A 15,287-nucleotide genomic window follows, 5' to 3' on the forward strand; every position below is an offset into this window, starting at 1 on the left:
TTATACTGGCGTCGAGACAGAGCGATGGCGCTTTAGCCACACCAACCATACGAGGAGTCAATCGTGATCGAAGGGGTCAAGCATATCGTGGCCGTGGCATCCGGTAAGGGGGGAGTCGGCAAGTCCACCGTTACCGTCAACCTGGCGCTGGCCATGGTGGCCGAGGGCTATCGAGTCGGCATTCTCGACGCCGACATCCATGGCCCCAGTCAGGCCCAGATGCTGGGCGTGCCGGAAGGGGTGCGGCCCCAGCAGGCTGGCGAGAATCGCTTTCGTCCGTTGGAAACTCACGGCGCGCAGGCCATGTCGATGGCGTTCATGGTCGATACGCGGGAACCCATGGTGTGGCGTGGTCCGATGGTCGCGGGAGCCTTCCAGCAGTTGTTGACCCAGACGTCATGGCAGGATCTCGACGTGTTGTTCATCGACATGCCGCCGGGCACCGGTGACATCCAGTTGACCTTGGCGCAGAAGGTGCCGGTGGATGGCGCCGTCATCGTCACCACGCCGCAGGACATTGCCCTGCTCGACGCGCGCAAGGGCATCGAGATGTTCCGCAAGGTGAACGTGCCGGTGCTGGGTGTCGTGGAGAATATGAGCCTGCACGTGTGTTCCCAGTGCGGTCACGCCGAACCGATCTTCGGCGAAGGGGGCGGCGAGCGTATTGCCGGAGAGTACGATACGCGCGTGCTCGGCAGGTTGCCGCTGGCACTGTCGATCCGCGAACAGGTCGACGGTGGCCGGCCCACGGTGGTTGCCGAGCCGGAGGGGGAGGTGACCCATACCTTCCGCGACATGGCGCGGCAGATTGCCAAGGCGCTCGAGGAGCAGTCGACGGATGAGGGGCCAAGTATTTCCTTCAGCGACTGACGGCGTTCGGCCCGTTGGCGACGGGCCGTGACGAGTGTACCTGGGGCCGTTATGATAGCGGCCCTAGGCTATATCCGAAAACTGGCTGCGCTTGGCCATACGGCGTTAAAAATCAGCTCAAAGTACTCATTTACAACACGTAAACTTCGTCTTTTCGCTGACTTTTGCCTTGCAACCCACATGGATGTGGGAAGTGCGTTGGCCCGTAGGGAACGGGCCTAGCCCTGGCCTTCGCTCGCCGACTTTTCAGCCAAAGCCTACTTCTTTATTCTTCGGTACAACATCTCAGGACGTCCCATGAGCATCAAGCCCGACAGTTGGATCCGCCGCATGGCCGAGCGGGAAGGTATGATCGAACCCTTCGAAGCCGACCAGGTGCGTTACGTGAACGATCAGCGGGTGATCTCCTTTGGCACCTCCAGCTACGGCTACGATGTTCGCTGTGCCGACGAGTTCAAGGTATTCACCAACATTCACTCCGCTGTGGTGGATCCCAAGAACTTCGACGAGAAGAGCTTCGTCGACATCAAGGGGGACGTCTGCATCATTCCGCCCAACTCCTTCGCCCTGGCACGTACCGTGGAGTACTTCCGCATTCCGCGCAGTGTGCTGACCATCTGCCTGGGCAAGTCGACCTACGCTCGCTGCGGCATCATCGTCAACGTGACGCCGCTGGAGCCGGAGTGGGAGGGGCACGTGACGCTGGAATTCTCCAACACCACCAACCTGCCGGCCAAGATCTACGCCAACGAGGGCGTGGCGCAGATGCTGTTCCTGGAGTCGGACGAGGTGTGTGCGACCTCCTACAAGGATCGCGGCGGCAAGTATATGGGGCAGAGGGGAGTCACTCTGCCCCGCACCTAACTCCCTATTCCTCGTCGAGTTCTTCGGCGGCGTCGGCGTGGGAGAGGCGTAGCCCCTGGGGTGGCAGTGGGGTGCCGTCGAGCACGGCGGCTTCGCCCTCCAGGCGCAACCGCCCCTCGAGGAACCACTTCACCGCGATGGGGTAGATCAGGTGCTCGCGGGTGTGAACCTTCTCCTTCAGGCTGGCCTCGGTCTCGCCCTCGCTTACGTCCACCACCGCCTGGATCGCCACCGGGCCGCCGTCGAGCTCCTCAGTGACGAAATGCACGCTGCAGCCGTGTTCGGCTACACCGTCGGCTAGTGCCTTGGCGTGGGTATTCAGGCCGCGATAGGCGGGTAGCAGGGAAGGGTGGATGTTGAGCATGCGGCCATGGAAGCGCTGCACGAAGAGCGAACTGAGTATGCGCATGAAGCCGGCCAGCACCACAAGGTCCGGCTCATGGCGCTCGATCACCTTGATCAGGGCGCCGTCGTAGGCTTCGCGGCTGTCGTACTCGCCGTGGGGCAACACCACGGCATCAATGCCGGCATCGCGAGCTCGTTGCAGGCCGTAGGCATCCGCGACGTTGGAGATCACCGCGACGATCTCACCGCCCAGGCGATCGTGGGTCTGCTCGTCGATCAGCGCCTGCAGGTTGCTGCCATTGCCGGAAATCAGCACCACGACCCGGCGCGCGCCGGTTGGCTCGGGCGTCAGGTCGTTGAGGGTGTCGCTGACGTAGTCGCTCATGCCTCGAGGTTCTCCAACTGCACGGCTTCTTCATCTTCGTTGCGGGTAACGATCTCGCCGATGCGGTAGACCGTCTCTCCCTGCGCTTGCAGATGGGCGCGGGCCTGGTCGGCCTGGGCGGAGGGGACGACGATGACCATGCCGATGCCGCAGTTGAGTACGCGATACATCTCATGCTCCTCCACGTTGCCCTGCTGTTGCAGCCAGTCGAACAGGGCTGGGCGGGTCCAGCTCTTCACGTCGATGCGTGCGGCGAGCATGTCTGGCAGTACCCGCGGGACGTTTTCGAGCAGCCCGCCACCGGTGATGTGGGACAGGGCGTGCACCGCCACGCCGCTCTCCTTCATCAGCGACAGTAGCGGCTTGACGTAGATACGCGTGGGGGCGAGCAAGGCGTCGCCGAGAGGCTGGCCGTCGATGGCGGTATCCAGCGACGCGCCGCTGACTTCGAGGATCTTGCGGATCAACGAATAACCGTTGGAGTGGGCCCCCGTGGAGGCAATGCCCAGCAGCACGTCGCCTTCGCCAACCTTGCTGCCGTCAAGGATCTCGGATTTCTCCACCACGCCGACACAGAAACCGGCCAGGTCGTAGTCGCTGCCTTCGTACATGCCGGGCATCTCGGCGGTTTCGCCACCCACCAGGGCGCAGCCGGCGCGCTCGCAGCCTTCGCCGATGCCGGTCACCACGTCCGCGGCGATATCCACATCCAGCTTACCCGTGGCATAGTAGTCGAGGAAGAACAGCGGCTCGGCGCCGGCTACCACCAGGTCGTTGACGCACATGGCGACCAGGTCGATGCCGATGGTGTCATGGCGGCCCAGGTCCATGGCCAGGCGCAGCTTGGTGCCTACGCCATCGGTGCCGGAAACCAGCACGGGCTCACGATAGCCCGAAGGCAGTTGGCACAGGGCGCCGAAGCCGCCTAGCCCGCCCATCACCTCGGGGCGCAGGGTGCGCTTGGCAACGCCCTTGATGCGGTCGACCAGGGCATTGCCGGCGTCGATGTCGACGCCGGCATCCTTGTAGCTCAGCGATGCCTTGGCGTTGTCGGGAGAGGTGGAATCGGTCATGGCCTGTCCTGTACGAAGAAGCACGGTTGATGGTTCGTTGGCCGGCACGCGCGGGTTGGCGCCTGACGACCGAAGCAGTGGGCAAGATCGGGCCGGAATTGTAGCATCACGGCGCACGGCTCGCATCGCCGTGGATATCTAAGGAAACGCTGAACAAATCAGCGAGCGAGATGAAGCACAAGGCGCACGGAGCACAGTACCGAGCGAAGCGACAAACAGCCGTAGGCTGGCCCCGAAGGGGCGAGAAACGAAGGGTTTCGAGTCAACCGGAGCATATGGGGTATATGTGAGGATTGCGACGGTCCGACGCTTCGGCACCGCGCAACGCAGTGATTCGCTCGCGCAGGCATTTGTGCAGTGTTTCGTGACGCAGGGAGGGGTGATGCGTAAAGAATGGTGGGTCCTGATCGGTGCAGTAGCCGTGGTGTGGTTGCTGTTCCAGTTGGAAGCGATGCTGATGCCGTTCATCGCCGGCATGATCCTGGCGTACCTGACCGATCCGCTGGCCAATCGACTCCAGTGCCTGGGTTTGTCCCGTACCCTGGCGGTATGCGGTGTCTTCCTGATCCTGGTGGTGATCCTGGTGGTGGCTTTGCTGGTGTTAATTCCGTTGGCGGTACAGCAGGTACGCCAGTTCGGCCTGATGATCCCCGGTATCTTCGATTGGGTGGAGACCGTCCTGGCGCCTCAGGTTCGCGGCTGGACGGGGTTGGACGTGGCGGCCGACCTCGATGACGTGCAGCAGACGCTGGCCCAGCACTGGCAAGACGCAGGGGGCTATCTGGCGCCGTTCCTGGGCAAGATCGGCCGTTCCGGGGCAGCCTTCCTGGCTTGGGTGACCTATGTGGCACTGATCCCGGTAGTCACCTTCTACCTGCTGCTCGATTGGGATCGGCTGCTGGCCAATCTGCGCAGCATGATGCCGCGTCGCTGGGAAGCCGATGTGGTTCGCTTGAGCTGCCGCTGTGACGACGTGCTCTCGGCTTTCCTGCGCGGTCAACTACTGGTCATGCTGACGCTGGGTGCGATCTATGCCGTGGGACTGACCGCCATGGGGCTGCGTTTTGGACTGCTGATCGGCATGGCCGCGGGACTGGCTAGTATCGTGCCGTTCCTGGGTTTCATCGTCGGCATCAGCGTGGCGCTGGTCGTGGCGTTCTTCCAGTTCGGCACCTGGCTAGCGCTTCTCGGTGTACTCATCGTATTCGCCATTGGCCAGGTGCTCGAGAGCGTGGTACTCCAGCCCAAGCTGCTGGGCGATCGCATCGGGCTGCATCCGGTGGCGGTCATCTTCGCCGTGCTGGCCGGCGGTAACCTGTTCGGCTTCACCGGTGTGCTGCTGGCGCTGCCGGCCGCCGCGGTGATCATGGTACTCTTGCGGGAACTCAACGAACGCTACAAGCGCAGCAGTCTCTACGACGCCCAAAAGCGGGATCGTAGCCACGAGGATTCTCCATGAGCCGAGCGCCGGCGCAGTTGCCATTGGGAGTGGGGCTGCGCGACGATGCCACCTTTGACAGTTTTCTGCCGGCGGCCAATGCCAGCCTGGTGGATCGTCTCTCGCATCAGCTCGATGCCGGCGGTGAACCGTTCCTCTATCTGTGGGGAGCGCAAGGCAGCGGTCGTAGTCACCTGTTGCAGGCTGCTTGCCACGCGGCGTCCGATCGCGACTTGCGCGCACTCTACCTGCCGCTGCGTGATCTGGGGCACTTCCCGCCGCTGATGCTCGAGGATGCCGAGCGGCTCGACCTGGTGGCCATCGACGACATCGACAGCGTCATCGGCCGGCGACGCTGGGAGGAAGGGCTTTTCCATGCCTTCAACCGCTTGCGGGATGCCGGCAAGCGGCTCGTGGTGTCGGCCGCCGCGGCGCCACGTCAGCTACCGGTCAAACTGCCGGATCTGGCCTCGCGTCTGGCTTGGGGTGTGACCTTTCACCTGCAGCATCTCGACGACAGCGAGCGGCTGCAGGCGCTTCAGCTACGTGCCCGGGTGCGTGGGATGCAGTTGCCCGACGAGGTGGCACGTTACATCCTCCACCGCGGACCGCGTCGCCTCGATGAGCTGTTCGAGGAACTCGCCGTGCTCGATAGCGCTTCGCTGTCCGCCCAGCGCAAGCTGACCATTCCCTTCGTCAAGCAGGCGCTGGGCTGGTAGCGGCGCCGTCAGCGGCTGAGGTTGACCTCGAGCCGCTGGCCGTTGTGCAGCGATACCTGGCGCAGGATCACCTGACGCTCACCGCGTGAATTGGCCATGCTGCCCGAGACGTAGAACTCCCCGGCCGGGAGCCCGTTGAGGCTGAAGTTCCCATTGGTATCGGTGCGGGTGATGTGGGTGTACTCGCGCGCCCGTGGATCGGCTGGCTCGACGGCTCTTCCGGCCAGGGCATGTTCCGCGGCTTCGGCCGAGTAGGTGGTGACAGGGGCGACGGAGATCGTTTCCCCGCCCCCGGGAGTGCCGTTGAGGCTGAGCCTGCCAGCGATGGCAGCACTACCGCGTTTTTCCAGGGAGGCATATTCATCTACGGGGAACGCCACCTGACGGGCGATGCGGCCTGGTGACGGAGCGGGGCGCTCGGCATCCGGGCGTCTTTCGTCTGTGCGGGACGGCTCGCCGATCTCGATCACTTCGATGCGCTCAGGAGGAGGGCCAGGCTGTATCTGACAGCCGGCAAGCATCAGGCCCAGCAGGACCAGGGGAATCCAGGCTTTCATTCGGTACGTCCTCAAAACCATGCCCGTGCGCATCGAGCATAAACGATGAGAGTGGGCCGGTGACAGACCCGGGGGCAATGAAAGGCCTGCCGAAGGGGGTTCGACGGGCCTCGGAAGCTACAATCTCGGAAGCTGCAACGCGATGGCGCGGTTACGACTTCTCAGCCAGCTCGGACGTGGCCTGCTGAGCCTGGCTCAGGCTGCTCTGGGCCAGCTTCTGGCTCTCTTGGAAGAACTCCTGGTGCAGAGAGGCGATCTTCTCGGCATCGCCCTTGACGCGCTCGGCCATGCCCTTGGCAAGCTGCTGCTGCGCTTCGGCGTAGCGGCGCAGGGCGTCGGCATCGCGCACGTCAAGTAATTCACGGGCCTGGGTGAGGCCTGCCTCGGCATACCCTTTGGCCGCGTCCAGTTGGGCGGCGAAGAGCTTTTCGGTGTAATCGATGCTCAAGGCCGCATAGGCGCGGGCCGGGCCAAGAAGCATGGCTTCGAACGGTTTGGTATCGAAGCTGAAAGACTTCATCATTGTGCGTGAACCTCCGGGTTCTGCTCTATCGCGAACGGTCAACTTATCCTGTTGCGCTGCAACGTAGCAGAGTTACTTGTGCGATGCAGTATGGGGTTTGATACGTTTTGTCGCATGCCCTAAGGCCGTGCATCAGATCGCGCATTCGATGCGATTGCGCCCGTTGCGCTTGGCCTGCAGCAATAACGTATCGGCACGGTGAATCATATCGACGACGAAGCGGTCTTCATGCGTGAGACTAGCGATGCCGACACTGACGGTGAGCCGTGTGGTCTGGTTCAGCGTCCGTTGCAGGCGTTCGGCGATCTCTTTTGCCCCATCGGCCGTGGTTTCGGGCATCAGGATGAGAAACTCGTCGCCGCCATAGCGGCCAACCAGATCACACTCCCTGACAGTGGCAAGTATGGTGCGGGCTACATTGCGCAGGGCTTCGTCGCCCGCGAGGTGGCCCCCGGTGTCGTTGATCTCCTTGAAATGGTCGATGTCGAGCATCATCAAGCACAACGACTGTTCGTAGCGGAAGGCGCGACGCAACTCCAGTTCGGCCAGTTCCAGCAGGTAGCGGCGATTATAGGTCTCGGTCAGATAGTCGCGTATCGCCAGTTGGGTGAGCTTCTCGTTGGCGGCAACCAGTTCCGCGGTGCGCTCATGCACCCGGCGCTCGAGTTCCTGGCTGTGCGAGTAGCTTCCGGCCATCTTCTCGGACAGCAGCGACATGTCGCGGGATACGCCGAAAAGATGGGTAACGGCGCCTTCCTGGTCGGTGATGGGCACCAGCAGGGTTTGCCAATGGCCATGCTGGCAAATGCCGCCGCGGTCGATATAGCCACCTTGCTCTTCATAGCGAATCGGACTTCCGCACTCGACGCAGCGGTTCAGGTTGGCGATCAAGCCATGGCACATGGGGGCGGGTAGCAACTGCTCGATACGCTTGCCGATGAAGGTGGCTTCGTCACCGAACATGGCTTGGCGCGTTGGGTTCATGGCTTCGATCACGAAGTTTGTCGGCCCCTCGACGCGCACGATGAACATGTGCTCAGGACAGTACTCCCAGAGACTGTGAAGCAGCAGCATGCCGGCGTTGGCACTCAACCGATTAAGGATATTCGACGTCATCCAGCTCGTCTTGTGCATGGTAAAGCTCCCTTGAGTCGCGTTCCCCTTGTTCCCAGAGGTGACGCTCTATACCCGGCTCCCAGAGATAAGCGAGGTCTGTGGCATTGCAGCATTAACACTAGGTGGGCGTTTTTTTTCGTGCAGCTTGATTTTTGTCATGCCTGCTGGGGAGTCTCTTTTTTGGCTTGATCCGCCGATGGCATGAGGTAACTCAAACTGCGGCGTATAGGGAGGCTCCTATACTTAGCCTTGTGTCCAAGGGATAAGGGCTTCGCCATGGCGAGTCACGGAAAAGGATTCGATGATTCAATGGCTTCACAGTGTCTTTCATGCCATCTGAAAGCACTTTGCCTGCCTCGAGACCTGACGTCCGAACAGTTTGGAACCCTTGGTCGTATCGTCGATGCTCCCGTGAGGCTCGACAAGCGGGAGTGCTTGGTGCAACAAGGAACGATCTTCCGTCATCTGTATACCGTGCGTACCGGCAGTTTCAAGCAAGTCACCGACGGCGCGAACAGCGAAACGCTTCTGACTGCTCTGTATCTCCCTGGTGACATCATCGGTTTCGATGCCATCGGCCCCGGTCACTATCCCGGCACAATCGTTGCCTAGGAGTCGTCATCCGTGTGCCGGTTGCCTTTCGAGTGATTGGATGAGCTGATTTCACGAATGCCCATTTTGCGCCATCACCTACAGCGCAACATCAGCCGGACGATGCAGGAGGAGTAGAGTGCGGCTCCACCAATTGCTGTCTCGCACCGCGGAGGCTCGCCTCGCCTATTTCCTGCTGGGTATCTCTCACCGCTTCCGTCAACACGGCTATTCGCCGCGTCACTTTCGTCTGGCAATGTCGCGTGGTGACATCGGCAGCTACCTGGGGCTGACGCATGAAACCGTAGGTAGGACCCTGGCTGGCTATCAAGCCCAGAGACTACTTTATGTGAGTGGTCGCGACTATCACCTGCTTGACGTGACTACGCTCGAGCGACTGGCCTCTTCCACCGGCAGGCGGTAGAAGAGGGGCATGAGCCGCTTGGCCTAGGCGTGATGCAAGAGTAGCGATGCGCTGTGATGCTCTCGAAACTCGAGCAGCACATGGTTCTCCGTCTCCTTTTCGCTGACGAAGGCGATGAAAGGCCGGTGTAACTCCGGTGTGGCGTTCGTCTCGAGTAGCCAGGCGAAGAATCTCTTCGACTCCACCGCTGTGAGGATGGCTTGATCGAGTAGCTGGACAGCCATGCCGTCGTCCACGACGAAGAAGTGCTTGCGTGTTATCTCGAAGTTGGGCGGATCCACTGGGACAGCGCTGACACAGGCTTCCAAGTCCAGGTGACTGGCGATCTGGCGCAAGGTGGCTAGTCTGCTTTCGCATTGCAGGCCTAGGCTTGCCATGAGTTGGCTGATCCGCGGAGCAGTGGGCAGGAAGCCGAGGGTCAGCCGGCGATAGCGCTGAAGCTCTGTCATTTCATGAGCGCTGGCGAGTGTCAGCTGCTCTTGGGGAGAAGCAGCAAGGAAGCTTGCATGTCCATCATGTCGCTTGAATCCACGAGTCTTTCGCTGTTCGCGAGCCGTTGTTGAGTGCCTTCCATTGGTCTGGCGGAAGAGATTTTAGGGATGTGGGAGCAAACGAAACAACGACAACTGTCACAAAACCAATCGATCCTGCGGCGGTCTTGGCCTTTCTTGATAATTGTCAACCTGTTGCCGCCGGCTGTCGCTTGGCGAGAAGGCAGGCTGCTTGTCCCTTGCATGTGGCCCGTCCCGGCCCCATGGTGAGGAGGAAGAGTTGGCCAACGAGGGAACGACATGAGCGAACAGCATCGTATCGAGCGCGACAGCATGGGGGAGCTGCGAGTGCCGGGCTCGGCACTCTATGGTGCCCAGACCCAGCGCGCCGTGGAAAATTTCCCGATTTCAGGCCAGCCGATGCCGACGGCCTTCCTCCATGCCATTGCCCGGATCAAGCTAGCTGCGGCCAAGGTGAATCGCGATCTCGGCATGCTCGATGGCGAACGGGCCGAAGCCATCGTCGCCGCTGCCCAAGAGATCGTCGACGGCAAGCATGATGATCAGTTTCCCGTGGACGTGTTCCAGACCGGCTCGGGTACCTCGAGCAACATGAACGTCAACGAGGTCATTGCTCATCTCGCCAGTCGTGACGAGCTGAAGGTGGGGCCCAACGACCACGTCAACATGGGGCAGTCGAGCAACGACGTGATCCCCACCGCCATCCATCTCTCGGCGGCATTGGAGGTCACTGCACGGCTGCGCCCCGCGCTGGTGCAGTTGCGTGCCACTATCGATGAGCGGGCCCTCGAGCTGGATTGGGTGGTCAAGACCGGGCGCACTCACTTGATGGATGCCATGCCGCTGCGGCTCGGGCAGGAGCTGGGCGGCTGGTCGAGCCAGATGGGACAGGCCATCGAGCGTATCGACAGTGCCATGGTGAGGCTTTCTCGTCTGGCCCAGGGCGGAACGGCGGTGGGTACGGGAATCAACGCGCATCCTGAATTCGCCGAGCGCATGGCACGCGAACTCAGTGCCCAGACCGGCCTTTCCCTGGTACCCAACGATAGCTTCTTCGCTAGCCTCGGCTCTCAAGATGCCGCCGTCGAGCTGTCCGGGCAGCTCAAGGGCTTGGCCTGTACGATCATGAAGATTGCCAACGACCTGCGCTGGATGAACTCAGGGCCGCTGGCGGGGCTTGGCGAGATCGAACTCGAGGCACTGCAGCCCGGCAGTTCGATCATGCCGGGCAAGGTCAATCCGGTGATTCCTGAATCGGCCGCGCAGGCGGCCGCGCAGGTGATCGGCCTGGATGCGGCAGTCACCGTGGCCGGGCAGAGCGGCAACTTCCAGCTCAACGTGATGCTGCCGCTGATTGCCAACAACCTGCTGACCTCGATCACGTTGATGACCAACACCGCGCGACTGCTGGGCGAGCGGGCCATCGCCACCTTCCGGGTACGGGAGGACAGGCTGGCCGAGCCGCTGGCGCGCAATCCCATCCTGGTGACGGCGCTGAATGGAGTGATTGGCTACGATGCGGCAGCGGCCATCGCCAAGCAGGCCTACCAGGCCGGGCGGCCGATCGTCGAGGTGGCCGCGGAGCAGACCGATTTGAGCCGCGAGGAGCTCGAGCGCCTGCTCGACCCGGCCCGGCTGACCGAGGGGGGAATACCCGACTGAATCACTTCCATCCTGTTGCTTGCGGTGAAGGCCCGCGAAGGGTCTAACCTGGCGATGGAAGCGTCAGGCCGCCAGCACCTGACGATGGGCTTCGACATGGGCATTCAAGCGCTCTACCTGACGCGGCGTCAGGCGCAGGCCGAGCTTGGTGCGTCGCCAGAGGATATCCTCGACCTCGAGAGCCCATTCATGATCGAAGAGATAATCGGCCTCGGCGGCGGTGAAGCCGGCGCCGAACTCTTCGCCCAGGTCTTCAGGGCTCTTGGCTCCTTCGAGAAAGCGCAGGCACAGGCTGCCATAGCTACGAGCGAAGCGGTGTGCACGCGCCTCTCCGAGCCAGGGGTAATCGTGCAGCAGGTGCGTCACGAAGCTCTGCTGGCTGCCGATCTCGCCCCCCGGCAGTGAGGCGGTCGCGGTCCAGCTTGGCCCCATGCCGGGCAGGGCAGTTGCCAGCTGATTCAGAGCGGCTTCCGCCAGCTTGCGGTAAGTGGTGATCTTGCCGCCGAATACCGAGAGCAGCGGGGCACCGGAAGCGTCCAGCGCCAGCGTGTAGTCGCGGGTCATGGCCGAGGGGTCGGCCGATTCGTCGTCGCATAGCGGACGCACGCCGGAGAAGCTCGCGATCACGTCGCGAGGGGCGAGCTGGCGGCGGAAGTGAGCATTGACCACGCCGAGCAGGTAGTCGACTTCCTCCTCACTGATCGAGGCCTTGGCCGGGTCGCCCTGATAGCGCCGGTCGGTAGTGCCGATCAGGCTGAAGTCGTCTTCGTAGGGCAACACGAAGACGATCCGGCGATCGCAGTTCTGCAGGATGTAGGCACGCTCATCGGCATTGAGCCGGGGCACGATTAGGTGGCTGCCCTGGATCATGCGAATCGAATACTGCGACGGCCGCGCCGCCTGCTCGCGCACCACCCGCTCGACCCAGGGGCCGGCGGCGTTGACCAGCGTGCGTGCGCGACGCTCGAAGCGCTGACCGCTGCGTACGTCCTCGAGTTCGATATGCCACACCCCGTCCTTTTCGAGAACCCGTGTGCAGCGCGTACGCACTAGAATTTCCGCGCCCCCCTGGCGGGCCTGAATGGCGTTGAGCACCACCAGGCGCGCATCATCCACCCAGCAATCCGAATATTCGAATCCGCGTACCATTTCCTCCTTCAGCGGTGAATCGGAGCCAAAACGAACACCCCGCGATCCGGGGAGTTGCCTACGCTTGCCCAGGTGGTCGTAGAGAAACAGGCCGGTGCGAATCATCCAGGCTGGTCGTAGGTGAGAGCGGTGGGGGAGGATGAAGCGCAGTGGCCAGATGATATGCGGTGCCTTGCGCAGCAGGACTTCACGTTCGCGCAAGGCCTCGCCGACGAGGCGAAACTCGCGGTGCTCGAGATAGCGCAAGCCGCCATGGATCAGCTTGCTGCTCGCCGATGAGGTGGCATTGGCCAGGTCGCCCTGTTCGCAGAGCCCCACGCTGAGCCCACGGCCAGCGGCGTCGTTGGCGATGCCTGTGCCGTTGATACCGCCGCCGATGATGAAAATGTCGAGTAGCTTGAGAGAGGTGTGCGCCATGAGGAGGCTCCGAGCATATGGCCCACGGGTGGGGCCGAACCGATAATGTTTGAAAGCGAACATAGAACAATCGAAATCGAACATCAAGAGCCAAGAGCGCAGTATCGCCTCGCCGTATCGGCGCAAGGCGTAACGCTCAAGCGGGCTGCCTGAAGGAGAAGGAGAAGGAGAAGGAGGAAGAGGGAGTTGTCTCAGGCGATATGCAGGGCGACGTCGTTGACCTGCATGAGGTGAACGATACGCTCGGGGGGCTGGCGGTCGGTGAACAGGGCATCCAACTGGGCGATGTTGCCCTGGCGGACGACGGGATTGCGATGGAACTTCGAGTGATCGGCGATCAGGTAGACCTGGCGGGAGTTGTGAATGATGGCCTGGGCGACGCGCGCCTCCTGATAGTCGAACTCCAGTAGCGAGCCATCCTCGTCGATGCCGCTGATGCCGATGATGCCGAAATCCACCTTGAACTGGTTGATGAAGTCGATCGTTGCCTCGCCGATGATGCCGCCGTCACGCGAGCGGACCTGACCACCGGCGATGATGACGTTGAAGTCCTCCTTGTGCTGGAGGATGGCGGCTACGTTGAGGTTGTTGGTGATTACCTCGAGCCCCTGGTGGTCGAGCAGCGCTTCCGCTACCACTTCGTTGCTGGTGCCGATGTTGATGAACAGCGAGGCGTGGTCGGGAATATGGCCGGCGACCAGCGCGGCAATCCGCCGCTTGGCCTCGAGATTCAGATTCTTGCGTGTGCTGTAGGCGGTATTGACGGTACTGGATTCGAGCCCTGCGCCGCCATGCACACGACGGATCATGCCTTCTTCCGCCAGCGCGTTGAGATCCCGGCGTATGGTCTGTGGGGTGACGGAGAAGTGATCCGTCAACTGTTCGATACTGGCATAGCCCTGGCGGCGCACCAGGTCAACGATGGCATCTTGTCGTTGTTGCTGGTTCATGGTGGCTCCCTTTCGATCACGCGAGTGTAAGCGATTCGGCACGCTATCGGCAGACAATCAGCGATTTATTCTACGAAAGTCGTAAAGCATTGCGAACATACTCAAGTACTCTTGGTGATCATAAACGAACATACAACGACAGGATGCAACATGGCCGACTACCTACTCGCCATCGACCAGGGCACTACCAGCTCGCGTGCCATTCTCTTCGACCGCGGCGGCCATGTGATCCAGGTGGCCCAGCGTGAATTTTCCCAGCGTTTCCCCCATGACGGTTGGATCGAGCACGATCCGCAAGACATCTGGGACACCGTACTGGCCACATGCCGTGACGCGATAGAGCAATCTGGGATTGCGCCCGAGGCGCTTGCCGGTATCGGCATCACCAACCAGCGAGAGACCACCTTGCTGTGGGACCGGGCCACGGGGAAGCCGCTCTACAACGCCATCGTCTGGCAGGATCGGCGGACCGCTGATTTCTGTCGACGGCTACGCGACCAGGGCCACGCCGACCTCGTCCAAGCACGCACTGGACTTTTGATCGACCCCTATTTCTCTGCGACCAAGCTGGCCTGGTTGCTCGATAACGTGGAGGGGGCCCGCGAACGTGCCGAGCGCGGTGAGCTCGCTTTCGGTACGGTGGACAGCTTCCTGTTGTGGCGACTCACCGGGGGGCGCGTGCATGCCACCGACGCTACCAACGCCTCGCGTACGATGCTATTCAACATCCATGCCCAACAATGGGACGACGAGCTGCTGGCGCTGTTTGGCATCCCTCGTGGGGTGCTGCCAGAGGTGCGCGACAGCAGCGGCGACTTCGGTTGGACCGATGCCCAATGGCTGGGAGCTGAGCTGCCCATCGGCGGGGTGGTCGGCGATCAGCAGGCAGCATTGGTGGGGCAAGCCTGTTTCGAGGCGGGTATGGGAAAAAGTACCTATGGCACCGGCTGCTTCATGATCGTCAATACGGGCGACAAGCCGGCGCTGTCGCGCAACCGCCTGCTAACCACCGTAGCCTATCGTATCGACGGCAAGACCACCTACGCCCTCGAAGGCAGCATCTTCGTGGCCGGGGCCGCCGTACAATGGCTGCGCGATGGCCTCAAGCTGTTTGACCATGCCGCCGAAACCGAGGCGTTGGCCAAGCAGACCCGTGCTGGGCATAGCGTCTACCTGGTGCCTGCCTTTACAGGGCTGGGGGCGCCCCACTGGGATCCCAAGGCGAGGGGCGCGATCTTCGGTCTGACACGGGATACTGGAATCGCCGAGATTGTGGCTGCCGGACTGCAGGCTGTCTGCTACCAGACCCGCGACTTGCAGACCTGCATGAGCGATGACATGGGGGCGCCTCCCGGCACCCTGCGTGTCGATGGCGGCATGGTAGCTAACAACTGGCTGGTCCAGTTCCTGGCCGATATGCTGGGCGTACGGGTCGACCGACCCACGGTGCTCGAGACGACAGCACTGGGGGCGGCCTACATGGCGGGGCTACACTTCGGTTGGTACCGTGACTTGACGGCGATCTCCGAGCTTTGGCGCTGTGAAAGGTCCTTTCTGCCCAGCATGCCGAAGGACGAGCGCGAACGGCTCTACCAAGGCTGGCTCGAGGCGGTGGAGCGTGTAAAAAGCGGCGTATGAAGCTTGCAAAAGCCTGCGATATCGGTAAGATATGCATCCGTTGCCGCCGCATGA

16 protein-coding genes are annotated in these 15,287 nt (G+C 62.0%); 8 read left to right on the top strand and 8 right to left on the bottom strand.

Annotated elements, in window-relative coordinates:
- Positions 1-66 precede the first annotated feature (66 nt).
- Positions 67-870, top strand: a complete 804-nt coding sequence (gene apbC, locus HOP51_RS13920; protein WP_234274601.1) for an iron-sulfur cluster carrier protein ApbC — start codon at positions 67-69, stop codon at positions 868-870.
- Positions 871-1,167: 297 nt separating this feature from the next.
- Positions 1,168-1,734 carry a dCTP deaminase gene (gene dcd, locus HOP51_RS13925; RefSeq protein ID WP_234274504.1) on the top strand — a complete coding sequence of 189 codons (567 nt, stop codon included), beginning with the start codon at positions 1,168-1,170 and terminating at the stop codon, positions 1,732-1,734.
- 4 nt (positions 1,735-1,738) lie between these two features.
- On the opposite strand, the gene purN is transcribed toward dcd, so the two are convergent.
- Positions 1,739-2,464 carry a phosphoribosylglycinamide formyltransferase gene (gene purN, locus HOP51_RS13930; RefSeq protein WP_234274505.1) on the bottom strand — a complete coding sequence of 242 codons (726 nt, stop codon included), beginning with the start codon at positions 2,462-2,464 and terminating at the stop codon, positions 1,739-1,741.
- Positions 2,461-3,537 carry a phosphoribosylformylglycinamidine cyclo-ligase gene (gene purM, locus HOP51_RS13935; protein WP_234274506.1) on the bottom strand — a complete coding sequence of 359 codons (1,077 nt, stop codon included), beginning with the start codon at positions 3,535-3,537 and terminating at the stop codon, positions 2,461-2,463. The genes purN and purM overlap by 4 nt, the downstream gene beginning before the upstream one ends.
- Before the next feature lie 382 nt (positions 3,538-3,919).
- On the opposite strand from purM, the gene HOP51_RS13940 reads away from it, so the two are divergent.
- Positions 3,920-4,996 carry an AI-2E family transporter gene (locus tag HOP51_RS13940; protein ID WP_234274507.1) on the top strand — a complete coding sequence of 359 codons (1,077 nt, stop codon included), beginning with the start codon at positions 3,920-3,922 and terminating at the stop codon, positions 4,994-4,996.
- Complete coding sequence (gene hda, locus HOP51_RS13945; RefSeq protein ID WP_234274508.1) at positions 4,993-5,694, top strand: DnaA regulatory inactivator Hda; 702 nt, start codon at positions 4,993-4,995, stop codon at positions 5,692-5,694. Before HOP51_RS13940 ends, hda begins: the two co-directional genes overlap by 4 nt.
- Before the next feature lie 8 nt (positions 5,695-5,702).
- Here hda and HOP51_RS13950 read toward each other — a convergent pair whose 3' ends face one another.
- The 3 genes from HOP51_RS13950 to HOP51_RS13960 form a co-directional block, all read right to left on the bottom strand.
- Positions 5,703-6,251 carry a carboxypeptidase-like regulatory domain-containing protein gene (locus HOP51_RS13950; RefSeq protein WP_234274509.1) on the bottom strand — a complete coding sequence of 183 codons (549 nt, stop codon included), beginning with the start codon at positions 6,249-6,251 and terminating at the stop codon, positions 5,703-5,705.
- 151 nt (positions 6,252-6,402) lie between these two features.
- Complete coding sequence (locus tag HOP51_RS13955) at positions 6,403-6,774, bottom strand: phasin family protein (RefSeq protein WP_234274510.1); 372 nt, start codon at positions 6,772-6,774, stop codon at positions 6,403-6,405.
- 132 nt (positions 6,775-6,906) lie between these two features.
- Positions 6,907-7,908: a sensor domain-containing diguanylate cyclase gene (locus HOP51_RS13960; protein WP_234274511.1), complete on the bottom strand. Its 1,002-nt coding sequence runs from the start codon at positions 7,906-7,908 to the stop codon at positions 6,907-6,909.
- Positions 7,909-8,166: 258 nt separating this feature from the next.
- Between HOP51_RS13960 and HOP51_RS13965 the strand changes: the two genes are divergently transcribed.
- Both HOP51_RS13965 and HOP51_RS13970 read left to right on the top strand, forming a co-directional pair.
- Positions 8,167-8,502, top strand: a complete 336-nt coding sequence (locus HOP51_RS13965) for a cyclic nucleotide-binding domain-containing protein (protein WP_234274512.1) — start codon at positions 8,167-8,169, stop codon at positions 8,500-8,502.
- A 118-nt stretch (positions 8,503-8,620) separates the two neighbouring features.
- Positions 8,621-8,905 carry a helix-turn-helix domain-containing protein gene (locus tag HOP51_RS13970; protein WP_234274513.1) on the top strand — a complete coding sequence of 95 codons (285 nt, stop codon included), beginning with the start codon at positions 8,621-8,623 and terminating at the stop codon, positions 8,903-8,905.
- Positions 8,906-8,928: 23 nt separating this feature from the next.
- Here the strand turns inward: HOP51_RS13970 and HOP51_RS13975 are convergent, their stop codons facing one another.
- Entirely contained in the window at positions 8,929-9,354 is a 426-nt protein-coding gene (locus tag HOP51_RS13975; RefSeq protein WP_234274514.1) for a hypothetical protein, read from the bottom strand.
- A 342-nt stretch (positions 9,355-9,696) separates the two neighbouring features.
- Between HOP51_RS13975 and HOP51_RS13980 the strand changes: the two genes are divergently transcribed.
- Positions 9,697-11,079, top strand: a complete 1,383-nt coding sequence (locus tag HOP51_RS13980; protein ID WP_234274515.1) for a class II fumarate hydratase — start codon at positions 9,697-9,699, stop codon at positions 11,077-11,079.
- A 63-nt stretch (positions 11,080-11,142) separates the two neighbouring features.
- On the opposite strand, the gene glpD is transcribed toward HOP51_RS13980, so the two are convergent.
- The gene (glpD, locus tag HOP51_RS13985; RefSeq protein ID WP_234274516.1) at positions 11,143-12,645 is read right to left on the bottom strand and encodes a glycerol-3-phosphate dehydrogenase; all 1,503 of its coding nucleotides are present in this window, start codon (positions 12,643-12,645) and stop codon (positions 11,143-11,145) included.
- 191 nt (positions 12,646-12,836) lie between these two features.
- A complete protein-coding gene (locus HOP51_RS13990; protein ID WP_234274517.1) occupies positions 12,837-13,595 on the bottom strand; it encodes a DeoR/GlpR family transcriptional regulator in 759 nt (252 codons plus the stop codon).
- Between the two features lie 150 nt (positions 13,596-13,745).
- On the opposite strand from HOP51_RS13990, the gene glpK reads away from it, so the two are divergent.
- Entirely contained in the window at positions 13,746-15,233 is a 1,488-nt protein-coding gene (gene glpK / locus HOP51_RS13995; RefSeq protein WP_234274518.1) for a glycerol kinase GlpK, read from the top strand.
- The last annotated feature ends 54 nt before the right edge of the window (positions 15,234-15,287 follow it).

The sequence above is a fragment of the Billgrantia zhangzhouensis genome (assembly GCF_021404465.1).
In the GTDB taxonomy this organism is placed as follows: domain Bacteria; phylum Pseudomonadota; class Gammaproteobacteria; order Pseudomonadales; family Halomonadaceae; genus Halomonas; species Halomonas zhangzhouensis.